Origin of the sequence: Polycladidibacter stylochi (assembly GCF_001562055.1) — a bacterium.
Taxonomy (GTDB): Bacteria; Pseudomonadota; Alphaproteobacteria; order Rhizobiales; family Stappiaceae; genus Pseudovibrio; species Pseudovibrio stylochi.
The window spans coordinates 161,193-182,696 of record NZ_LLWE01000019.1; the positions used below are offsets into that span (position 1 = coordinate 161,193).

At 49.7% G+C, this 21,504-nt stretch carries 20 protein-coding genes; 10 read left to right on the top strand and 10 right to left on the bottom strand.

Going from position 1 to position 21,504, the window contains the following annotated elements; translation table 11 throughout:
* Positions 1-93: 93 nt before the first annotated feature.
* Together ggt and AYK67_RS05890 are read right to left on the bottom strand one after the other, a co-directional pair.
* Positions 94-1,857 (bottom strand): gamma-glutamyltransferase, encoded by a 1,764-nt coding sequence (ggt, locus tag AYK67_RS05885; RefSeq protein WP_206597503.1) that lies wholly within the window; start codon positions 1,855-1,857, stop codon positions 94-96.
* A gap of 94 nt (positions 1,858-1,951) precedes the next feature.
* Positions 1,952-2,620 carry a UbiX family flavin prenyltransferase gene (locus AYK67_RS05890; RefSeq protein ID WP_082735663.1) on the bottom strand — a complete coding sequence of 223 codons (669 nt, stop codon included), beginning with the start codon at positions 2,618-2,620 and terminating at the stop codon, positions 1,952-1,954.
* Positions 2,621-2,836: 216 nt separating this feature from the next.
* Here AYK67_RS05890 and AYK67_RS05895 point away from each other — a divergent pair, with 216 nt between their 5' ends.
* Both AYK67_RS05895 and AYK67_RS05900 read left to right on the top strand, forming a co-directional pair.
* Complete coding sequence (locus tag AYK67_RS05895) at positions 2,837-3,613, top strand: DUF4344 domain-containing metallopeptidase (RefSeq protein WP_082735664.1); 777 nt, start codon at positions 2,837-2,839, stop codon at positions 3,611-3,613.
* Positions 3,614-3,705: 92 nt separating this feature from the next.
* Positions 3,706-5,349: a DUF6119 family protein gene (locus tag AYK67_RS05900; protein WP_068083660.1), complete on the top strand. Its 1,644-nt coding sequence runs from the start codon at positions 3,706-3,708 to the stop codon at positions 5,347-5,349.
* A 76-nt stretch (positions 5,350-5,425) separates the two neighbouring features.
* Here AYK67_RS05900 and AYK67_RS05905 read toward each other — a convergent pair whose 3' ends face one another.
* A complete protein-coding gene (locus AYK67_RS05905) occupies positions 5,426-6,925 on the bottom strand; it encodes a UbiD family decarboxylase (RefSeq protein WP_068083663.1) in 1,500 nt (499 codons plus the stop codon).
* Positions 6,926-7,129: 204 nt separating this feature from the next.
* Between AYK67_RS05905 and ubiT the strand changes: the two genes are divergently transcribed.
* From ubiT to ubiV, 3 genes are all read left to right on the top strand, one after another.
* Positions 7,130-7,663 (top strand): ubiquinone anaerobic biosynthesis accessory factor UbiT, encoded by a 534-nt coding sequence (gene ubiT, locus AYK67_RS05910; protein WP_068083804.1) that lies wholly within the window; start codon positions 7,130-7,132, stop codon positions 7,661-7,663.
* Between the two features lie 78 nt (positions 7,664-7,741).
* On the top strand, positions 7,742-8,728 hold the full coding sequence (ubiU, locus tag AYK67_RS05915) for a ubiquinone anaerobic biosynthesis protein UbiU (RefSeq protein WP_173645104.1): 987 nt from the start codon (positions 7,742-7,744) through the stop codon (positions 8,726-8,728).
* Between the two features lie 2 nt (positions 8,729-8,730).
* On the top strand, positions 8,731-9,627 hold the full coding sequence (gene ubiV / locus AYK67_RS05920; protein ID WP_068083668.1) for a ubiquinone anaerobic biosynthesis protein UbiV: 897 nt from the start codon (positions 8,731-8,733) through the stop codon (positions 9,625-9,627).
* 61 nt (positions 9,628-9,688) lie between these two features.
* On the opposite strand, the gene AYK67_RS05925 is transcribed toward ubiV, so the two are convergent.
* The 6 genes from AYK67_RS05925 to fahA form a co-directional block, all read right to left on the bottom strand.
* A complete protein-coding gene (locus AYK67_RS05925; protein ID WP_068083670.1) occupies positions 9,689-10,372 on the bottom strand; it encodes a GntR family transcriptional regulator in 684 nt (227 codons plus the stop codon).
* A 367-nt stretch (positions 10,373-10,739) separates the two neighbouring features.
* The gene (locus AYK67_RS05930) at positions 10,740-11,282 is read right to left on the bottom strand and encodes a VOC family protein (protein ID WP_068083673.1); all 543 of its coding nucleotides are present in this window, start codon (positions 11,280-11,282) and stop codon (positions 10,740-10,742) included.
* A 12-nt stretch (positions 11,283-11,294) separates the two neighbouring features.
* Entirely contained in the window at positions 11,295-11,507 is a 213-nt protein-coding gene (locus AYK67_RS05935) for a DUF2783 domain-containing protein (protein WP_068083674.1), read from the bottom strand.
* Positions 11,504-13,135, bottom strand: a complete 1,632-nt coding sequence (locus AYK67_RS05940; protein ID WP_068083678.1) for an FAD-dependent oxidoreductase — start codon at positions 13,133-13,135, stop codon at positions 11,504-11,506. The genes AYK67_RS05935 and AYK67_RS05940 overlap by 4 nt, the downstream gene beginning before the upstream one ends.
* Before the next feature lie 29 nt (positions 13,136-13,164).
* Positions 13,165-14,115: an MBL fold metallo-hydrolase gene (locus AYK67_RS05945; RefSeq protein WP_068083681.1), complete on the bottom strand. Its 951-nt coding sequence runs from the start codon at positions 14,113-14,115 to the stop codon at positions 13,165-13,167.
* Positions 14,116-14,118: 3 nt separating this feature from the next.
* Positions 14,119-15,411, bottom strand: a complete 1,293-nt coding sequence (gene fahA, locus AYK67_RS05950) for a fumarylacetoacetase (RefSeq protein ID WP_068083685.1) — start codon at positions 15,409-15,411, stop codon at positions 14,119-14,121.
* Positions 15,412-15,721: 310 nt separating this feature from the next.
* On the opposite strand from fahA, the gene AYK67_RS05955 reads away from it, so the two are divergent.
* The 3 genes from AYK67_RS05955 (at position 15,722) to AYK67_RS05965 (ending at position 18,276) form a co-directional block, all read left to right on the top strand.
* Entirely contained in the window at positions 15,722-16,177 is a 456-nt protein-coding gene (locus tag AYK67_RS05955) for a MarR family winged helix-turn-helix transcriptional regulator (RefSeq protein WP_068083688.1), read from the top strand.
* Between the two features lie 31 nt (positions 16,178-16,208).
* Positions 16,209-16,853 (top strand): maleylacetoacetate isomerase, encoded by a 645-nt coding sequence (gene maiA / locus AYK67_RS05960; RefSeq protein ID WP_068083691.1) that lies wholly within the window; start codon positions 16,209-16,211, stop codon positions 16,851-16,853.
* Positions 16,854-16,998: 145 nt separating this feature from the next.
* On the top strand, positions 16,999-18,276 hold the full coding sequence (locus AYK67_RS05965) for a glycerate kinase type-2 family protein (protein WP_068083693.1): 1,278 nt from the start codon (positions 16,999-17,001) through the stop codon (positions 18,274-18,276).
* Positions 18,277-18,298: 22 nt separating this feature from the next.
* Here AYK67_RS05965 and AYK67_RS05970 read toward each other — a convergent pair whose 3' ends face one another.
* Entirely contained in the window at positions 18,299-18,736 is a 438-nt protein-coding gene (locus AYK67_RS05970; protein ID WP_068083696.1) for an Lrp/AsnC family transcriptional regulator, read from the bottom strand.
* 121 nt (positions 18,737-18,857) lie between these two features.
* Here AYK67_RS05970 and rocF point away from each other — a divergent pair, with 121 nt between their 5' ends.
* Together rocF and AYK67_RS05980 are read left to right on the top strand one after the other, a co-directional pair.
* Complete coding sequence (rocF, locus tag AYK67_RS05975; protein WP_068083806.1) at positions 18,858-19,820, top strand: arginase; 963 nt, start codon at positions 18,858-18,860, stop codon at positions 19,818-19,820.
* 692 nt (positions 19,821-20,512) lie between these two features.
* Entirely contained in the window at positions 20,513-21,493 is a 981-nt protein-coding gene (locus AYK67_RS05980) for a hypothetical protein (protein ID WP_208976224.1), read from the top strand.
* The last annotated feature ends 11 nt before the right edge of the window (positions 21,494-21,504 follow it).

Here is a 21,504-nt window from a genome sequence, read left to right on the forward strand (position 1 = left end):
GTTGTGACTATGCTACTTAACAGGGAAGGTGTGCGCCTTCCCTCTTTATTTTTTGGCCCCTACAATTGGCCCCTATATTATTGCGTTTTGCTTTCAATTACCTACCACAACACCTTCGCGGCGCGGGTCTGCCCCGCCTTGCAGGCCATCATTGCCAATGACGATACCATGCAGCCCTGAATTGAGATCGCGCAGGTTGACCTTGAAGCCCATAGCCTCGAGCGGCGCTTGCAGCTTCTCTGCATCTGTGCCTTTTTCCAGATCATAAGTACCAAAGCGATTGACCGCATGCGGCATGTTGATGGCTGCTTGCACATCCATTTGCCAATCGATCATGGCAATCAGGCTTTGCGCCACATACCCAATGATGCGGCTACCACCGGGCGAACCAACAACAATTACCGGCTTGCCATTTTGCAAAACGATTGTAGGTGCCATGGAAGAACGTGGCCGTTTGCTCGGCTCGACCCGGTTGGCAATGGGCACACCATTTTTGTGCGTGCGGAACGAAAAGTCGGTCAGCTCGTTATTGAGCAAAAACCCGTTGGTCATCAGCCGCGAGCCAAAACCGTTTTCAATGGTGGTGGTCATGGAAACGGCGTTGCCTTGGGTGTCCACTATCGAGAAATGGCTGGTGGATGGCAACTCAATGCTCTCGTCATCCGCTTGTAAGGATGCATGATCCCATGGCGGCGTACCTGCGGTAACCTGTGCGCTATCCAATGCCTTGGGACCTGTAAGCAATTTGGCACGTTGTTGCAAATAGTCTTTGTTGACCAAGCCTTTGGTGGGCATGGGCACGAAATCGCTATCGGCCATGTAGCGGCCCCGATCGGCAAAGGCAAGGCGGGAGGCATCGCCAATCAGCCGCCAGCTCTCGGGGTTTTGCGGGCCTAAAGCGGCCAAGTCATAGGGTTCTAGCTGACCAAGTATTTGCCCCACTGTCAGCGCACCCGATGATGGTGGCCCCATGCCGCAAATTTCATAGGCGCGGTAGGCAGTACAAACGGCAGGGCGCTGTTTGATGGTGTAGCCTTGCAAATCTTCCAGCGCCAACACGCCGGGGTTCCCTGCTGCGGTTTGTACGGTTTTGACAATGTCACTGGCAATTTCGCCCCGATAGAATGCACTGGGGCCTTCTGCGGCAAGACGGGTCAACACATGGGCATATGCCGGATTTTTAAGGGTGGCACCGACTTGTAGTGGCGTACCATTTGGCAAGAAGTAGTCGGCCGTTGCTTTAAAGCGCGAGAGGCGCTCTTGATCTTTTTCAATCAGCATATGCAGGCGGTTTGAGACTTTAAAACCTTCAGTTGCCAGTTTGATGGCCGGAGCCAAAACCTCTGCCCATGGGAGCTTACCCTTTTTGGCATGGGTATCATAGAGGAGGCGCGGCGTACCCGGCGTGCCAACCGAACGGCCACCAACAACGGCATCGTAAAACTTTAGCGGTTTGCCGTTTGCATCTTGAAACAGTTGCGGTGTGGCAGCCATTGGCGCGGTTTCGCGGCCATCATAGGTGCTGAGTTTTTGTTTTCCAGCATCAAAGTAAACAAGGAACGCACCACCGCCCAAACCGGAGGATTGCGGCTCGACCAAACCCAATACGGTTTGTACTGCCACCATGGCGTCTATCGCATTCCCGCCTTTGGCCAGCATGTCATAGCCTGCCTTGGCTGCAAGCGGGTTGGCGGCAGCAACCATATAGTTTTTAGCAGTTACCAGTTTGGCAGTGGCGCGTGCTGTTGCGGCCTCTGGTGCGATAGAATCGGTTTTTTGCTGTGCACTGACAGCAGTACAAAACAGGGCTGATAATGTCAGTGCCAGCAGGATTTTGCTGGTTTTTCTCATGCTCATGCCATCCCCCTTCACATCTGGAGCAAAGCATGACGTGATTTTACCTAGGGCACAAGCTATTAACGCTAGGTAATTAGGATCAACCCGCCAACAGTTACCCTCCTTGCCAGCGGGTTAGGGTATGTTTGGGGTCAATACCCAAGGAGTTGATGCCCCGAGCGGCGACCTCGGTGATCATTTGATCAAGATTGGCAAGGCCCGCATAAAAAGGTGGCACCGGCGGACAAACAATACCACCCATGCGGGTGACTTTCAGCATGGCCTCGATATGACCTTCGTGTAGTGGTGCCTCGCGCGGGGCAATCACCAGCTTGCGGCGCTCTTTCAGTGTCACATCTGCCGCGCGAGTGAGCAGGTTATCGGATAAGGAATAGGCAATGGCCGAGAGCGAGCGCATGGAACAGGGGGTCACAATCATGCCGCTGGTTTGGAAAGAACCGGAGGCAATGGGGGCGAGCATATCCTGCCCCTCGTAGGTGTGGCTTGCCAGCTCGGAAAGCATAGCCACCCCATGGGTGCCCAGCTCGTGGGTGACGCTGGCATGGGCACCGGAGGAGAGCACCAAGTGGGCCTCAACCCGCAGTTCGGAAAGGATTTCCAGCGTTTTTAGCGCAAGGCAGGCACCCGATGCGCCGGTAACCCCCACCAGTACCGGCAGTGGCGGCGCATAGAGCGGGCGTGTGGCCGGCAAATTTCCCGATTGTTGCAGCTCGTTTGATGAGGCTGCGCCTTGTTGCCCGCTTTGATTGTTGTTTTTTGCCATGAACCGCGCTCCTTGAGTATCAACCTTAGCGCTTTATACTATGTAACTATGAAAAAGAGATGCAAAATTTTTCGTGCGCCCAAGATGCAAGTAATGATTTGAGTGGCAATAAATTTTGGATTACTCTAAAGTATTATTTAAAGATTTAATAAAATAATGTTTAGATTATGCATTGTTATACGTTTTTGCGCTAATTTCTTTTGATTAGGTGTTAACATGATGTTTTTTATACGCTTTCTTAATAGGGGCCATCGGATTGGCTTAAGCCTGCTTTGGGTTATGGGCATTTTCGTCAGTTCTGCAGCTGCAAAAGAAATGACAATCCGCCCATTTACCCAAAATGTTTTGAAGCATGTGCTACTGCACGAGCTGGGGCATGCTGTGATGCGTGAGTTTAACCTCCCCAAAACGGCCAATGAAGAGGCGATGGCCGACAGCTTTGCCACCACCTATATTACCCAAAATATGCGCGATGAAGCACCGCAAATAATAGTTGCGCGGGTGCATTCGTGGATGTTGGAGGACCGCCAACGCGGCACCAAACCCTATGACTTTAAAGGGGAACACATGGTGGATATTCGGCGGGCCTACCAAACCGCCTGCCTGTTTTATGGCGCGGACTCTGCCGAGTGGCAGCAATACATTGAAGAGTTCGGCTTCTCCAAGCATGATTTGGCGGCATGCGCTGACACAGCCCGCGACCAGATAGCAGGCTGGCAACAGCTTTTGCCACTGACGCTTTTGCAAGATGACGATAAATCGCCCAATGTGGAAGTGATTTTTGGTGAAGGCCCTTACAAAAGCGCTATGCAGAAAACCCAGCTTATTGCGTGGTTTGCCGATGTAGTACGGCAGTTTAACTGGCCCGAAAAAGTAACCATAAACTTTGACCATTGCGATAAGGGCGCGAGTTGGAACCGACAGGAGCGCCGCATATTACTTTGCGATAATTACGTTGAACGTTTTAACAGGCAAGCTGAGGAACTAAGGTAGGTTATCTTTTAACATCATATCAACTTAATAATAATTGACTACTACCAATTACTATTTAGTATTAAATTAAATTTCTACTTTTTGAGGTAGCGATGTCCAAAAGCACTATTAAACCTACTGTCTACCTAATCAAAGAACACGTATCAGATTTAAAAGATATTTTTAAGAATCCGGACAAACTTCAAACCCAGCACATAGACACCAAGGACGACACAGAAATCAACGGCGCGCTATTCTATAAAGACAGCGCCAAAAGACCCCCAAAATGGCTGCCTTTTATTCAAGCGGAGTTCGTGGTTGATACACTTAGAATATTCAACTCTTCTTCATATGCTGTAATCGTGATTAAGACTAATGATCGTTTTTTTGCAATCCCATTTGGCATGGGGTCACACCTGATTGACACAACAAAAATAGAATATAACTTCGGGTTAAAGGTCGCAATTAACTGCATTCCGCAAAACGACTTAAAGCAAATAAACCTCACAACCCCTGAAGCCTCTTCACAAAAGACTCTTAAACAGGCACCAAAAAAATCCACCCCCAACGAAATGGGAATTAACCAACACAAAGACATCCTTAGAGGGCTAGCAGGAGATCTACCCAACAATCACTCTCTCGGGAAGAGAGTAGAAGGAAAAGATAGTGTCCGTCCTACCAAGAATGTCGAGACACTTATTGAGCTAAAAGCTTTGTGTACTGACCTTTTAGAGTACTCAAAAAAAGAAGATTATAAAGAGAAGTTCCCTTGGATCGACAACATGTCAATCACTAGTGATCCAATGATAATCGATAGCTTATTTGACGAATTACTAAAATCAATTAAGTCAGAGAACTTCGATCACATGTATTTCTCAACCCCAGAATTCGTCAGCAACATATTTTCTTATGAAGGTTTCGTTTTTAAAGGTAATAAAAAGAGAAATAAAATTGCTTACCCGTTTCCTGAAATGCCAGATTTCTATTCTGACTTTGGAAAAGCCTTTATTGACATTATGGATCAGGAACAGCTGAGAAAAAAATGTAAAGTTTACCTCCGTAACGAAGACGGGGATGACCGGTTTGGTTGGCCTCTTTCGCGCTGTATAGCATGGGAGACAATCATGAACGGAAAGAAATATATCCTTTCTGATGGAGAATGGTATCAGGTTAATCAAACGTTTTATGACGAAATAACTAGTTTTTTCCAGTCACACGTAAATAGTGATATTAATCTTCCTGACGCTAGTCAAAATTATGACAGAGAAGCAAACTATAATTTTACCGCATGTACTAACTCAGACTGCTATCATCTATTTGACCTTGGGCATCCCAAGGCTAAACACAAAACAATAACTAGTGCTGGGAACGAAATTTGCGATATATTTGATTCAAATAACAAGCGTTTCATCCATGTAAAACCGGGAAAAAGCTCTTCGGCAATCAGCCATCTCATGAGGCAGGGTGCTTTCAGTGCCCAAATAATACAAACCGAACCAGTAGAACGAAAAAAATTCCAAGGCTACCTGAATGAAGATTCTATAAACGTTAGCTTTCTAGATAATTACAACCCTCAAAACTTCATAGTCACTTTTGCTTTAATTCTCGGAAAAACTCAAAATGAAGATATTCCTTTTTTTAGCAAAGTCAGTTTCAAGGACGCCGCAACTAGCATTACAAGCATGGGATATAAGTGTGAGTTCGGGTATATCAACACAATAACTGCCCCAATCAGCCAGCTTGAACTTGTTGCCTGAAATTACTGCTCCACCAATGAACAACCCAAGTTGGCCGCTCATTGGTGTATCAACTCATCACAAAATCATTAGTGCCCTAACCGCCCTTAAGCCCGTGGGGGAAGAGTTCGTCCCAGCGGCCTTCCACCGATTTCACCAGCTCTTCGGGCATGCGCAGCACCTCGGGCCAGTCGCGGGTTGTTTCTGCCCCTATCTTCTTCGTGGCATCCATGCCCAGCTTGCCACCCAGCCCCTCTACCGGAGATGAAAAATCGAGGCTATCGACACTGGTTTTTTCCAGTATCACCATATCGCGGGCGGGGTCCATGCGGGTGGCCACCGCCCACATAACATCCGACCACGAGCGGCAATCGATATCTTCATCAACCGTAATAATCAGCTTGGTCATGGTGAATTGTGGCAGCAGCGACCACATGGCCAGCATGGCGCGGCGGGCCTGCCCCGCATAGCTTTTTTTAATTTTCAAGACGGCAATGCGGTAGGAGCACGCCTCTGGCGGCAACCACAAGTCTTCCACCTCCGGCACTTGCTGCTTGAGCAGGGGCAGGAAAACATCGTTCATGGATTCAGAAAGGACAGCGGGTTCATCTGGGGCGCGGCCGGTAAACGTGCTCATGTAAACGGGGTCCTTCTTGGCTGTAATACGGGTCAGGCGGCACACGGGATACGGCTCGATACCGTTATAGTAACCGGTGTGGTCGCCGTAAGGGCCTTCCTCGGCGGTTTCATGCGGTTCGGCGTAACCTTCCAGCACAATTTCCGCGCTTGCGGGCACTTTTAGCGGCAAGGTCTGGCAAGGCATGAGCCGCGGGCGGGTGCCACCCAAAATACCAGCGATCATCAGCTCGCTAACATCGGAGGGGGTGGGAATAACGGCGGACAAAATGGTCGCGGGATCGGCCCCTATCACCACTGCAACCGGCATGCGCTCGCCCCTTTGCGCCCAAAGGCGGTGATGGGCCGCGCCGCCGCGCATGGAAAGCCAACGCAAAATAGCGGTGTCCTTACCGGTAACCTGCAAACGGTAAATGCCGAGGTTGTAGTTGCGCGGGTCATCCGGCCCCGGCGGGCGGGTGATAACAATGCCCCATGTAATGAGCGGGGCAACATCGCCCGGCCAGCAAGTTTGAATGGGTAGCTGTGAAAGATCAAGCGGCCAGTGCTGCAAGGTGTTTTTAGCGGCAACGCGTGGACGCGATGCCAGCGCCGCTTTTGCCAGCGGCCATGCCTCAATAACTCCGCGCAGGCCCTTGGGTGGTTTGGGAGAGCGTAAAAACGCCATCAACTCGCCCAGCTTTTTAAAGTCTTCCGGTTTGCAGCCCATGCCCAGCGCCACACGCTCTTTACTGCCAAAAACATTGGTCAGCAGCGGCATAGAGGCGCTCATCCCCCCTTGGTTCTGCGGATTTTCAAAGAGTAGTGCCGGGCCTTGGCGGGCAATAACCTGTCGGTGAATTTCTGTCGCCTCTAAATGGGTGGATACCGGCGCCGCAACACTTTGCAGCATATCGCGTTGTGCCAGATGCTGCGTGAAAGCAGCAAGCGTTGGAAAGCGCGGCTGGGAACGGGCAAACATAACGTGCCTTTCTACTTTTGCATTAGAGGCTAACCTAACGACGACAGCGGTTTTATTTATGAACAGCGCATAGAGCAAAAACAATTGCGTTGTTCATTTTCTTTTCATTGACGGGTGATTGCGGCCGCGTCGTTGATATTCATCAATGTTGTCATTGCAACTGCTGCTAACACCAGTAGTTACGAAGCGAAGGAGGCACAAGAAATGGCACTTAAACCGGAACGAGGGCAGTTTCCGCCAGTTTTACAAACTGCAATGCGTTTTTTGCCGCCACCTCCCCTTGGCATGTTCTTAACCCATGCGGTACGTCGACTTTCAACCCAGCGCCCGGACTTGTTCGAGCGGCTCGGCGCTTACAAACGCGCCCAGTTTATTGTTGACCCGGTTGACCTTCCCTATGTTTTCAAGCTGGTGCCCAATGGCGAACATGCCTTTGTTGAAATGCTGCCAAAGGCCAAGGCCCCGCAGGGGGATGCCAAAATAACCGGCCCTCTGATTGTGCTGCTGGGGTTGATTGATGGCACTTATGATGGCGATGCCATGTTCTTCTCGCGCGATTTGGTGATCGAGGGCGATACAGACGCCGTGCTGGCCCTGCGCAACACCATGGAAGAAGCAGATTTAACCCCCGCCGAACTGATTGGCCTTAACGGCCAGCTGCGCGATGTGGTGGACCGCTGCGCCAATAGCACCCTTGCCAATTTGCGAAAGGTGCTGGACGCCCCGCAAGCGGGATAGTTTGCGCGCTTATTCAAAGTTTAGTTCCCAACTAATGGACGTATCATGGCTTCCAATTTAACCAATATCCCGCAATCGATGGAGCTTGTTTGCCCGGCGGGAACACCTGCCGCCTTAAAAGCTGCCGTGGATGCCGGGGCCCACTCGGTCTATTGCGGGTTTCGCAATGAAACCAATGCCCGCAACTTCCCCGGCCTGAACTTTTCGGTCAAAGAACTGCGCGATGGCGTGCGCTATGCCCACCAGCGGGGCACCAATGTGCTGGTTGCCGTCAACACCTTTGCCAGAGCCGGTGATGTGGGTATCTGGACCAAAGCGGTAGACGATATTGCCGCCTGCGGGGCTGATGCGATTATTGCCGCCGACCTTGCCGTACTGGATTACGCCCACAAGAACCACCCGCAAGTGCGCTTGCATCTGTCGGTTCAGGCAGCGGCGGCCACCCCCGAGGCGATCAACTTTTACGCGCAAACCTTTGGTGTGCAGCGCGTGGTGCTGCCCCGTGTGATGTCGGTTGAAGAGATTGAAAAGCTCAACAAGGAAATCTCGGTTGAAACCGAGGTGTTCGTATTCGGCGGTCTTTGTGTGATGACCGAAGGGCGCTGTGCGCTTTCATCCTATGCCACCGGTAAATCCCCCAACCTGACCGGCGTGTGCTCGCCCCCCGGCGATGTTTCCTACGATGAAGAAGGCGACAAGCTGTATGCCCGCTTGGGCGGTTTTACCATTGATGGTTTTGAGGCGGGCGAGAATGCCGGTTACCCGACCCTGTGTAAGGGCCGCTTTAATGCCAATGACGAAACTTCCTATCTCTTTGAAGATCCGGTGAGCCTGAACGCTGCCGCCCTGCTGCCACGGCTGCGCGCTGCCGGTGTGACTGCCTTGAAGATTGAAGGCCGCCAACGGGGCAAGGCCTATATCTCGCAGGTCGTCAAAGCATTTCGTCAGGCGGTGGATGTGCTGGACGCGGGCGGTAATGCCGAAGCCGAAGTTTCGGCTATGCTGAACGCCATGACCGAGGGCGGGCGCGAAACCACCGGTGCCTACAAGAAGATCTGGAGATAATAATGCAAAAAATTGAGCTGGCACTCGGCCCTTCGTTCTTCAACTGGTCGGTAGACTATTTGCACGATTTTTACGCCCGTATTGCCGATGAAGCCCCTGTTGAGCGGGTATATATTGGCGAGGTGATTTGCGGCAAACGCATGCCGTTTAACGACAAGGCTTGGCCGCAGGTGATTGAACGCCTTGAGCGCGGCGGCAAGCAGGTGGTGTTTTCGACCATTGCCCTGCCCGTGACCAAACGCGACCGCGTTTCTATCCACGATTTGTGCGAGCTGGATATGCTGGTGGAAGTGAACGACATGGCCGCCCTCGCCCAGCGGGCTGGCAAACCGTTTGCTGTTGGCCCGTTCTTCAACGTTTACAATGAAGGCGCGGCACAAGCCCTAATCGAACGCGGTATGGAAACCCTGTGCCCACCCGTGGAGCTGCCCTTGGCATCCGTTGCTACCATTGCCAAGGCCTGCCCTGATTTAACAATGGAGATGTTTGCCTTTGGTCGCTTGCCGCTGGCGGTTTCCGGCCGTTGTTACCATGCCCGCGCCCATAAGCTGCACAAGGACAGTTGCCAGTTCGTTTGCGACAAGGACTTGGATGGCATGGACGTGGATACACTGGACAACCAGCAATTCCTCGCCGCCAATGGCATTCAAACACTCTCGCACAGTGTGCAGGCCCTGACCCTTTCGGCCGAAGAATGGCACGCGCAAGGCATTGGCCGCCTACGGCTTTCACCGCATGATATTGATATGGTGCAGGTGGCGCGTGATTACCGCGCTTTGCTCGACGGCGAGATTGACAGTAGTGAATTGGAAGCACGGTTGAAAGCGATGCCTCTACCCGGCGCACTGGCCAATGGTTACATTGCCGGTAAGCCGGGGCATGTGTGGGCCGCGGACTAATAAGCACAAGCCGCAGTTGTTAACTGCATGCAATCAAATGCTGAGCGACTGCGGCTTATAACTAGTTTTCAAGGCCCTCAGGAAATTCCAGTTTACGGGCCGAAACAAACTCCAATAGCGTATCACGGGCTTTTTGGTGTTTTTGTTGGTACAACTCCATTGCCTTGGGCTCATTGCCTTCGAGCACTGCTGCCAACACTTTTCGATGTATTAGGTTATCTTCTGGCGATTTGCCACATTCTTGCGCTTGTAATAGACGGGCCCGATGGCTTTGATCCCACAGCCTAATTAAACAGCCATACAGTTGTTTATTTTCGCTCAATGTTAATAAGTACTCATGAAAGCTTCTGTCGGCGCCGGCCCAAACCGTCATCCGGTTCATTTCAATTGCCACATCCATAAGGTCCATGAGTTCTTGTAGACGTGATACCTCTTCTTCTTGTAATCCTCTTGCCAGAATTCCTTTAAGAGCAATCGGCTCCAGGGACTGCAATATTTCGTAGATATCAATAATATCTTTTGTGGTAATCGGCAGTACCAGCATACCCTGGCGCGGCCGCACCCTGACCAACCCATCACGTTGCAACAAAAGCATGGCTTCCCGTACGGGGGTACGGCTCATGTTTAATGTTTCGGCAGCTTCACGCTCCAACAGCTGTGTTCCGGGGCGCATCTGGTTGTTTTGTATTGCTTCTTTAAGGCGACGATAGGCTATCGCAGTGTTAGATCTGTCACTCTTATTCATTTTTTCAGCTTTATCGGGACTAGAAATAAAGTAATACGTTTAATCTATCTCATCTGAAGCTATGAGTCGAGTTTGCATATATTGCCAATCATTGAGCTGGCGAATACCTTGAGATAATCTTAACTAACTGAAACAGCTGGGAAATTTAAGTACTTCGTAACATGCCCTAGGGTCAACTGCATTTTAAGCAATTACCTTTTATTACAAAATACTACAAGTTCTTATAGGAATATTCATTTTTAGATAAACTTAAAAATACTAATAAACATGTTAATGGTAATCGCGGCAATAATAGATAATTCATATTATCGTAATTGCCGCGAAAATTTCCGGTTACTTTACATAACCAACCGCAAGGTGAAGGAAACTAGCTGTTACCAAACTCCTTGGCGTGCAACCAGTCCGCATGCTTGGGCGCTTTTTTCGTGCGGCTCCATTCTTCCAGCATATCCCATTTCACAGCGTCCAGACGTTGCAACTTTTCCTCTTCAGCAGGATCAGGGCATGCTAGCTCGATACGGTGTCCATTCGGATCAAAGAAATAGATCGAGTGGAAGATTGAATGGTCGGTCACACCGAGTACATCAATGCCGTTTGCTTCCAGCTGCTCTTTGAAGGCAACCAGCGTGGCACGGTCTTTCACCTTGAAGGCGATATGTTGTACCCATACTGGCGTGTTGGGATCGCGACCCATTTCCGGCTTGGTTGGCAGCTCGAAAAAGGCAAGAACATTGCCATTCCCAGCATCTAGAAACAAATGCATGTAGGGGTCTGGCTCATGCGTGGAAGGCACTTTATCCTCGGCAATAGCCAGAATAAAATCCATATTGAGATTTTTCGTGTACCACTCAACGGTTTCCTTGGCGTCCTTACACCGGTAGGCAACGTGGTGAATTTGCTCGATCTTCATGGTCTTTCCTCCTCAACTGCGCTCGGTCGTGGGCATGGTTTCTTTTGCCAGGGCCAAAGCCTCGGCCAGCACCGCGCGATCACCAATATGATTGGCGAGAATAAGCACAAGCCGCGCGTTCATGCTGGTACTTTGCGCATCACTCAGGCCCGTGTGGCTATCAATCAGCTCTTGATAAAAGCCATCGGGATCATTGAGATTGGGTTGCTCTACAAGCTGGCTCATGCGGTAACCTCCTGCGTTAGATTTCCAGTGGCGATGCGCATGGCCTCTTGAACCGAGGCTTCGTCATAGCTCACAAAGCGGGCAGCGATATGCTGGTCCGGGCGCAACAGGTAAATGGCAGATCGCGCCTCTCCCAAATAGCGCTCTTGCAGGCTTTTATCGGGCAATTGCGCGGTGTTAATGGAAAGCGATTCAATTGTGATGCCATCCACATCCAAGCTAACCGGTACATCACAGTTAATAGCCAATAACTGGAACTTGTTGCCTAATTGCTCCAGCAAATACCCCTTTTCAAGCGGGGCATCACTGGCCGGCGCACCGGGACGGGTGCGCTTTGGCATATGCGGCACATCTGCCCCATTCAAGGAAGAACCATCGTAAACAGCTGGAACAGACAAGCGGCCCGAATTAACAAGTGGGCGGGCAAATGCAGCTTTCTCGGCCAAGTCCAGCACCGCATTACGGAAGATGCGGCTCATATTGGACTTGGGCGTGATAAAGTCCGTAGAACGGGAGGAGTTGAGAATGTTCTCGTCCGCCGCATAAATGCGCTCTTCATCATAGGTATCAAGCAAACTCAATGGCGCTTTATTCTCCATGACCAGCTTGAGTTTCCAAATGAGGTTGTCGGTATCTTGCAGACCCGAGTTGGCACCGCGTGCACCAAATGGCGACACCTGATGAGCACTATCACCTGCAAAAATGACCCGCCCTTTGCGGAACTGCTCCATACGTCGACACTGGAAGGTGTAGATTGAAACCCATTCCAACTCGAAATTCACATCCTCGCCCAGCATGGCTTTGAGGCGCGGAATGACGTTTTCTTCCTTTTTCTCTTCTTCCTTGTCGATATCCCAGCCCAATTGCAAATCAATGCGCCAAACATTGTCGGGCTGCTTGTGTAACAGTGCCGATTGGCCACGATTGAAAGGCGGATCGAACCAGAACCAGCGCTCTGTTGGGAAGCTTGCATCCATAATCACATCGGCAATGAGGAAGTTGTCCTCAAACACGCGGCCGACAAAGTCCAGCCCGAGCATGGAACGGATTGGCGAAGCAGCCCCATCACAGGCAATCACCCAATCGGCTTCAATAGTGTAGGTACCCTCCGGTGTTTCCAATTGAACACTGGCATAGTCTTCGCCCTGATCAAGCGCGACAACCTTGTTGTTGCCACGTATTTCAATGGGTTTACCCTGCGCTTGCAGCTCTTTAACCCGATCAACCAAATACTCTTCGAAATAGTATTGCTGTAGATTGATAAAGGCCGGTCGCTTATGGCCATCTTCGGGCAACAGGTCGAACTGATAGACTTGGCGCTCATCGAAAAACACCTTGCCCACATTCCACTGAACACCCTTATCGACGAACTGGTCGCCACAACCGATACGATCCAAGATTTCCAGCGGACGCTTGGCGTAACACACAGCGCGTGAGCCCCAGCTCACCTTGTCGTTATCATCAACCACCACGACTGGAATGTCATTCATCGCCAGTTCAATGGCTGCAGCAAGCCCAATTGGGCCTGCTCCTACCACAACCACTTTATGGCGCACCGCTTTAGGTGCGTCTTGATCTGCCGAACGGACATAAGGATACAGCGGTACTTCAAATATCTTTTTAGACATGGATTGCCTCCCAACAATCAAAGTGCCAATTAACCTTGAAGTGCAGCCCACATTTCGCGGTCACGCTCGGCGGTCCAGATACGCGGGGTATCAATGCCGCGTGCTTCGTCAAAAGCGCGGGCCACATTAAACGGCAGGCAATGCTCATAGATGGCGTAATCTTGGAATTTTGGATCGCACTCGGCGCGGCAGGCGTCCCACGCCTCTTTCAACGTACCACCACGGGCGGCAACCTGCGCAACCGGCGTATAGGTAGACATGACAAAGTCACGGGTATTTTCAATGGCTTTATTGACCATTTCTGTACCAACCAGCGCATCACCACGCCCTGGCGCAATCGCTTTTGGCTGATAGGCCTTGATAGCATCAAGCGTTGTGCTCCAGTCTTTAAAATGGCCATCACCACAATAACAGGCAGAATGGAACTCAACGATATCGCCCGTAAACATCACGCCTTCATCTGGCACCCATGCCACAATATCACCTGCCGTATGTGCGCGGCCCAAGTGCATCAGCTCAACCTTGCGCTTGCCCATATTAATGGTCATGCGGTTTTGAAAGGTCATTGTGGGCCATGTGAGGCCGGGAATGCTATCGGCTGCCTGAAACAAACGTGGAAAGCGGCCATACTCTGAATCCCAATCTTCCTGACCGCGCTCGTAAATCATCGCCTCGCATTTGTCGGAGGCAATAATCTCTGAGGCACCATAGGCGGAGGCTCCGAGTACACGAACAGCGTGGTAATGGCTCAGCGTGACGTATTTAATGGGTTTATCTGTCACTTCACGGACTTTTTCGATGACCATCTGCGCCATAATTGGCGTTGCTTGGGCATCGATGACCATAACGCTGTCATCTCCAATAATCACACCGGTGTTTGGGTCACCTTCTGCAGTGAAGGCGTATAAATCGCGACCCACTTCGGTGAAAGAAATGTTTTTTGCTTCCATATCGCCAGTCGAGGCAAATGCTTTCGCCATAATTCAGGCTCCTTGTTTTTCTGATAATGCAGGGGTAAAGGCAGGTGCTGGCAAAACGGTACCAACGCAGCTACCAAATCCAACGCGATAGCCATCGCCCTGCGCCCATCCTGTTAATGAAAGTGTATCGCCATCTTCGATAAAGGTGCGCTGCTCGCCGCCCTCAAGAGTAATCGGCTCCTTACCACCCCATGTGAGTTCCATTAGCGAACCGAACTCGGATTTTTCGGCACCTGAAATCGTGCCCGAACCTAGCAGGTCACCGGTATTCATTTTACAACCGCCAATGGCGTGGTGGGTGAGCTGCTGGGCTGCAGAATAATACATGCGGTTATAATTGGTGTGGCACAGCAGTGTTGGTGTTGCTGCACCTTTAGGCTGCATATGTGCCTGTAGCTCGATATCGTAAATCATTGGCCCCGGTTCATCGAGATACGGCAATAACTCTTTTTCGCGGGGCGGCGTGCTCGTGCGGAATTCTTCCAATGCGGCTTTTGTGACCACCCACGGGCTGATGGAGGTGGCAAATGCCTTGGCCTGAAACGGCCCGAGGGGTTGATACTCCCAGCCTTGAATATCTCTGGCGGACCAATCGTTTAGCAATACATAACCGAAGATCATATCGTCGGCTTGTTGCACAGTAATCGGCTCGCCCATTTTGCTCGGCGTACCGACAACCGCGCCCATTTCCAGCTCGATATCCAAGCGGGCACAGGGTTTAAAGCTTGGCACTTGCGCGGTTGGCGCTTTGGTTTGCCCAAGCGGGCGCACAACATCGGTACCGCTAACAACAACAGTGGAAGCGCGGCCATTATAACCAATCGGAATATGAAGCCAGTTGGGCGGCAAAGCATTTTCAGCCCCACGTAAAATTGTGCCAATATTCATGGCGTGCTGTTTGCCCGCATAAAAATCGGTGTATTCGGCAACTTTGAAAGGCAGATACAGCTCTGCCTCGCTCATGGGCACCAGTACTCTGGCAGTAAGCTCTGCATTGCCTTGCAGCGCGTCAACACCACCTTCTTTGAACAGTTCTTGTAGGCGGACACGCACACTATCCCAAGCACTTTTGCCCAGCTCCATAAAGCTATTGAGTGCTGGCTGATTGAACACAGGCACAGAATTGCCAGCATCAATAAGCCCCTCTTTTTCGAGCAGTGCAAGATCGATAATTTGATCGCCCAATGCGGCACCGCAACGCGGTGTCTCCCCTACCCGTGCAAATACCCCATAGGGCAAGTTTTGAATAGGAAAATGGCTTAGATGATCGTTGGCGGACTGGACCCAGCTTTTCATAGATAATACCCAAATTGAAAATTGAGGCGATGGCAGCTTGCCTGAACAAGGCTGCGATATATTTGAGTATTTAAATTAGTTTCATTTGCAACTTTGTCAATGACAATAGCAAGTAATAAGGGCGAAACCGACTAGTCCATTCGTTTAACACATTATTTTTATCGTATAATATCAGTAGCTTAATTATTAATATTTGTAATATTTTACTGATTTACCATTTAGTTGCATTTGTTACTTTTATATTTTATGTATAGATTTATCTTCAACACCTCAATGAGGGTAACACTTTGCCAAAGAGAAGCACGCCTGTATGCACTTTGATCTTGTAGACTTTTTTCCATATCAAGTTCGGCTGTTTGCCAGTCGCGTGGGTGATGTGGTGGCACATGTATATACCAAGGAATACGGCTTAAGTGTTTCGGAGTGGCGTGCTCTTTCTATTTTGGGAAGCGCTGACGGGCTTTCGGCCAATGAAGTGGTTGCCCGCTCAAGTATGGACAAGGTCAATGTAAGCCGCGCCGTTCAATCGCTGCGCAAGCGCAATTTGGTCAAGCGCGACATTGATGGCGCAGACCGTAGAAAATCTGTACTGCGGCTGACACAAGAAGGGCGCGATATTTACAACAAGATTGTACCGCTGGTTATTGATGCTGACAAACAGCTAACCGCTACTTTGAGTAGTGACGAAAAACATCAGCTCACGGTTTTGATGCAAAAAGTACAGCAACAAGCCAAGCAAATTTTGAAAGACCAGAACCCCACTTAAGAATTAAACGTGTATTTGGGAGAGAGCACACGTGGACACAGTTACTTTATATGATTATTGGCGCTCGTCGGCCAGTTACCGCCTTCGCATTGCTTTAAACCTTAAGGGCATTCGTTATGAGTGTGAAGCCGTTGACTTATTGTCGGCTGAGCAAAAATCGGTAGCTAACCTGGCTCGCAATGCCCAGGGACTTGTGCCCTCACTCGACTTAAATGGTGATATACTCACCCAATCATTGGCGATAATCGAGTACCTTGACGAATTGCACCCGGAACCCGCTTTTTTACCGGCAACGGCACGGGAGCGGGCAAGGGTACGCGCACTAGCTTATGCCATAGCTATGGAAATACACCCTGTTTGCAATATTGGTGTGGTGGACCAGTTTATGGCCATGACAGATGCCAAACCCGAAATCAAACAACAATGGATGCAAACCATTATTCGTAAAGGGTTACTGGCCTTTGAAAAAATGCTGCAACACCCGGATACCGGGCGTTTTTGCCATGGCGACCAGATTGGACTGGCCGACATTTGCCTATTGCCACAGGTTTATAATGCCGACCGCTGGGGGGCGAAGCGGGACGACTTACCTTTAATAAGCGGTATCGTCGAGCGGGCAAACAATTTGGAAGCTGTAAAACAGGCTTACCCAACTGACCCGGCAAAGGCACCATAGCCCACCTGTAAGATACCGGTGATTTTAAAGGTTTTACATCACACGACTTGCTTGTTGCGCAGAATTATAGCTAAACTTACCTTATTGTTTGAACGTTGCTTTTATTCTGCGCCCATTACCGGGCCATGCCACTCATGAGGCCCATATGCAACAAGACCCAAAAGCATTTTTACGCCATTTGTTTTATGAGGCTGTTGAAGCGGCCTTGCCCAAAAACAAAATAAGAGCTTATTTACCAAGTCCACCACCCGAGGGCGGTCGTGTTGTGGTTATTGGCGCCGGTAAAGCCAGCGCCGCGATGGCACAAGAGTTGGAAGCATGTTGGCACGGCCCGCTCACCGGCCTTGTTGTTACCCGTTACGGGCATGGCGCGGATTGCAAGCACATAGAAATAGTTGAAGCAGGCCACCCCCTACCGGATGAAACCGGCGCTAAGGCTGCACAAACAATACTGGAACTGGTGAAAGACCTTGGCGAGAACGACCTTGTTATTGGCCTGTTTTCTGGTGGCGGATCGGCCCTTTTACCCATGCCGCAAGACGATATTAGCCTCAATGAAAAGCAGCAGATAAACCGCGCCCTGTTGTTAAGCGGTGCCAGTATCGGTGAAATGAACTGCGTACGCCGTCACCTCTCGCAAATAAAAGGCGGGCACCTGGCCAAAGCATGTGCGCCAGCAAGAATCGTGAATCTCTTAATCTCCGACGTACCCGGCGATGCCCCCTCTACGATTGCCTCTGGCCCTTTAGTGGGGGACGCAACAACCTGTGCGGATGCGCTGGAGATTTTAGAAAGATACCGTATCGCCATTTCCAGTCGCATTCGCGCCGGTTTGACCTCTGGCCAGTTCGAAACTGTTTCTCCTGAAATACTTGATACCCAATCAATACACACTCACGTGATTGCCCGCACACAGCTTTCACTTGAAGCTGCTGCCAATGCCGCTCAATCCATGGGTGTCAGCGCACATATTCTTGGTGATTCACTTGAGGGGGAAGCGCGGGACGTTGGGCGTGTGCATGCCGGTATTGCAGCACAAGTACTAAACCATCAGCAACCATTTTCCAGCCCCTGCGTCTTGCTCTCAGGCGGTGAGACCAGCGTTACGGTTAAGGGAAACGGGCGCGGCGGGCGCAATGTGGAGTTTTTGCTTTCGTGTTTGCTGGCATGCGAGGCAGGCAGTAATATTTATGCTCTTGCAGCCGATACTGACGGCGTTGACGGCTTGGAAGAAATTGCCGGAGCTGTGTTTGGACCCGATAGTTTTAAAAGAGCCAAGGCAATGGGACTGAACCCCCTTGAGTTTTTAAAGCGAAATGACGGGCATAGTTTTTTTGAGGCACTGGGAGACCAAATTATCACGGGCCCGACGCGAACCAATGTCAATGATTTCCGAGCCTTGCTCATTGGTTGGGAAAGGTAGACTTACTGCAACCCTACCGCTTTTAGCCAAGTGTATGTTGTGCTCGCCTAGTTGAGAGTAACAGGCTGGTTTCTGTGGCCTCAATACCCTTGATACGCCTAAGCCGCGTTAAGGCCTGATCAAGATCCGTGAGGCTGATAACATTAATTGTGGCAATTAAATCCCAATTGCCATTGGTCGTATGAATTTCGCCAAGTTCAGAAAGTTGTAGCAGTTCTTCAAGAACATCTTCTGCCCCCATACCCTCAACACGGATCATGCAAACGGCCCGAACCGGCGCGGGTTCTTGGTCTTGCACGGTTACTAACGTGTAACCCAATATGGCCCCTGACCGTTCCAGACGCTGTATTCTTGCACGAACCGTTGCACGTGTCATGCCCAAATGCGCGGCAAGTTTGGTAAGACTCATGCGCGCATTCAAGCGCAGGGCCGCAAGAATTTTTTGATCAACATTATCCATAATGGATACATAAACTATCCAAAACGGATATAATAGTGTCCAATTGGTTAGCTTTGAATGCTTCATTTTGTGTCATTGATTGCGGTAGTTTATGAGCAATCGTAGAATTACGGAGTTTTTTATGAATAAGAAAGTGGTGCTCATTGGCGCACCGATTGAAACCGGCACTCACATTAGCGGCTGTCGTATGGGGCCTGACGCCTTTCGCTGTGCCAAACTTGTCGAAACTTTACAAAGTCTTGGTCTAGAAGTGGAAGACTGGGGAAACCAAGCGCCCAAACCTATTGCCACACAAACACATGCAAATGGCGCAATTCACCACCTTGCCGAAACAATTGGCTGGACACAAACACTCTTTGAGGTGGCGGTTAAGGCCATGCACAGCGGTGCCCTACCTGTTTTTATTGGCGGCGATCATAGTATGGCAATGGGAACGGTTAGCGGCATTAGCGAGTCGGCTGCACAAGCAGGACAAGAACAATTTGTACTCTGGCTGGATGCTCACCCTGATTACCATGGATTAAGCACCACAATGAGCGGCAACTTACATGGCACACCGGCCGCTTACTTTACTGGGCGCTCTGGCTTTACGCCATATTTTCAAGAGGTTGCAAACCCGATTAAGCCTGAAAACATCTGCATGCTCGGCCTGCGATCTGTTGACCAAGCCGAACGCGACGCGCTGATGCATGATGGAGTGCTCGCCTATGATATGCGCTATATAGATGAACATGGTATATCCCAGCCACTACAAAGTTTTTTACAAAAGGTTAAACAAGCCAATGGCCGTTTACATTTAAGCTTTGATGTGGATTTTCTTGAGCCCGATATCGCCCCCGCTGTGGGCACAACAGTTCCGGGCGGTGCCACTTTCCGTGAAGCGCATTTGATTATGGAAATTCTTGCAGACAGCAACCTGGTTACATCGGTTGATTTGGTGGAGTTGAACCCGTTTTTAGACGAGCGCGGTAAAACCGCCAGCCTCATGGTTGATTTTATCGCCAGCTTGTTTGGTCGCCGTGTTCTCGATCGTGTAACGACAGCTTCGCATGGGCCGATGATGGGCTATGCAATGGTTTCCTAAAGATTACTTGAGCAGGCATATTTGCCTGCTCACCTAACTGCCAATATGTGACAGTGGGCACATGGATGACAACTGCATATCTAAGTCAATTAACACCAGCACACACTTACCAGGTTATTACTGTAATATTTTGAGGAATATAAACACTTAATGCGTGTATAGATGAGAAATATCCCGTTATTATTTAGATTTATTTGTTAGAGCCTAAATTAATTTTGTATCTATTTAATTACGGCTTTTTTTTGGCGGAAATCTGCGCTTTATACATACAAGTTCGCAAGCAGCAAACCTAAGAGAAACCATAATAAAACCAAGAATAACGCCACACCACACTAATAAAATTGCAAAGCGCAAGCCTCACACAACTTTCAATACTTACTTATAGTTGCATACAGCTATTACAACACCATAATAGTTGTTGGCCCTGCTGTGCCGCCTTAGAGGCGCCCCGCCTCTGATTTACCCCTAATAACAGCAGGGCCGCCGCATTCCCTAAATGTATTTGCTTATGGCTTTGCAAATCAACACGTATAAGTTGCATCATATCGACACAAATTACAAGATAAAATTTTACATAATTCTTTTTTAATCGGGACAAAAAATATTTAGGGTATATCAATTTACTTTACGGAGCATTCTGTTAAGGCAGTAGCAAAACGATAACTCAAGACCTCCCAAGGTGCGAACGATCAATGCAAATTCCCAAAATACCCCAGTTTTTGAAAAATACATGCGCAATGTATTTCGTACTGCTAAAGGCAATGGTCCCGACCATGATACTAGTAAAGCTGGCGATTGTATTTGGATTACTCGACAGTCTTGCTTTTGTGCTTACACCGATTATGGCTGTTGTCGGCTTACCCGCAGCCACTGCACTCGTTTTCGCCTCTGGACTACTGGTAAATACTTACGCAGCCTGTGCCGCTCTTTTAACTATACTTCCATTCACCCCATTAAGTATTGCAGAAGTCACTGTACTGCTTTCTATGGTGATGATTGCTCACGCTTTGCCACTTGAACAGGGTATCAGCCGGAAAGCCGGATTGAGCTTTGTTTTTTCCAGCGGACTGCGCTTTGTTACGGGTATTACCTACGGTTTGATACTGTACTATGTTTACTCAGGATTTGATGTTTTAAGCACTCCCGTTGACCTTTCCTGGATGACACCGCTCCAAACAACCAGCGAGCAAACTTGGTTTGACTGGGCTGTTTCCAGTGTCTCCATGCTGTTTTCATTATTTTGGGTTATTCTAGCACTTGTGGTTTTGCTGCGCATGCTTGAATACTTGAAAATTACCGATTTTTTAGCTCGGTTATTCTCACCCATACTTTCTGTCATGGGCATCAGTCCGCAAGCAACATCAATAACGATGGTTGGCGTTTTACTTGGTCTTTCTTATGGCGGCGGGCTCATTATAAAAGAAGCCAGAGAGGGACGCATCGCCCCTAAAGATGTCGTCCTTTCCCTGTCATTTATGGGCATATGCCACGGTCTGATAGAAGACCCTCTGTTTATGATGGCATTTGGTGGTCACTGGAGCGGTGTTCTGGTGGGACGATTTGTTTTTTGCGTACTCGTAATCGCCCTACTAAGCAGAGCATTAAATCTGATATCGGAAAAAACATTCTTCCGGCTTTTTTATCGCCCGCAAAAGCAGCAGGCCAAAGCATGAAAGTGACATAA

Bases quoted from the DNA above. Each gene is read 5' to 3' on its own strand.
- ggt (WP_206597503.1), bottom strand. From the start codon at position 1,857: ATGAGCATGAGAAAAACCAGCAAAATCCTGCTGGCACTGACATTATCA.
- AYK67_RS05890 (WP_082735663.1), bottom strand. From the start codon at position 2,620: ATGGCAAAAAACAACAATCAAAGCGGGCAACAAGGCGCAGCCTCATCA.
- AYK67_RS05895 (WP_082735664.1), top strand. From the start codon at position 2,837: ATGATGTTTTTTATACGCTTTCTTAATAGGGGCCATCGGATTGGCTTA.
- AYK67_RS05900 (WP_068083660.1), top strand. From the start codon at position 3,706: ATGTCCAAAAGCACTATTAAACCTACTGTCTACCTAATCAAAGAACAC.
- AYK67_RS05905 (WP_068083663.1), bottom strand. From the start codon at position 6,925: ATGTTTGCCCGTTCCCAGCCGCGCTTTCCAACGCTTGCTGCTTTCACG.
- ubiT (WP_068083804.1), top strand. From the start codon at position 7,130: ATGGCACTTAAACCGGAACGAGGGCAGTTTCCGCCAGTTTTACAAACT.
- ubiU (WP_173645104.1), top strand. From the start codon at position 7,742: ATGGAGCTTGTTTGCCCGGCGGGAACACCTGCCGCCTTAAAAGCTGCC.
- ubiV (WP_068083668.1), top strand. From the start codon at position 8,731: ATGCAAAAAATTGAGCTGGCACTCGGCCCTTCGTTCTTCAACTGGTCG.
- AYK67_RS05925 (WP_068083670.1), bottom strand. From the start codon at position 10,372: ATGAATAAGAGTGACAGATCTAACACTGCGATAGCCTATCGTCGCCTT.
- AYK67_RS05930 (WP_068083673.1), bottom strand. From the start codon at position 11,282: ATGAAGATCGAGCAAATTCACCACGTTGCCTACCGGTGTAAGGACGCC.
- AYK67_RS05935 (WP_068083674.1), bottom strand. From the start codon at position 11,507: ATGAGCCAGCTTGTAGAGCAACCCAATCTCAATGATCCCGATGGCTTT.
- AYK67_RS05940 (WP_068083678.1), bottom strand. From the start codon at position 13,135: ATGTCTAAAAAGATATTTGAAGTACCGCTGTATCCTTATGTCCGTTCG.
- AYK67_RS05945 (WP_068083681.1), bottom strand. From the start codon at position 14,115: ATGGCGAAAGCATTTGCCTCGACTGGCGATATGGAAGCAAAAAACATT.
- fahA (WP_068083685.1), bottom strand. From the start codon at position 15,411: ATGAAAAGCTGGGTCCAGTCCGCCAACGATCATCTAAGCCATTTTCCT.
- AYK67_RS05955 (WP_068083688.1), top strand. From the start codon at position 15,722: ATGCACTTTGATCTTGTAGACTTTTTTCCATATCAAGTTCGGCTGTTT.
- AYK67_RS05965 (WP_068083693.1), top strand. From the start codon at position 16,999: ATGCAACAAGACCCAAAAGCATTTTTACGCCATTTGTTTTATGAGGCT.
- AYK67_RS05970 (WP_068083696.1), bottom strand. From the start codon at position 18,736: ATGGATAATGTTGATCAAAAAATTCTTGCGGCCCTGCGCTTGAATGCG.
- rocF (WP_068083806.1), top strand. From the start codon at position 18,858: ATGAATAAGAAAGTGGTGCTCATTGGCGCACCGATTGAAACCGGCACT.
- AYK67_RS05980 (WP_208976224.1), top strand. From the start codon at position 20,513: ATGCAAATTCCCAAAATACCCCAGTTTTTGAAAAATACATGCGCAATG.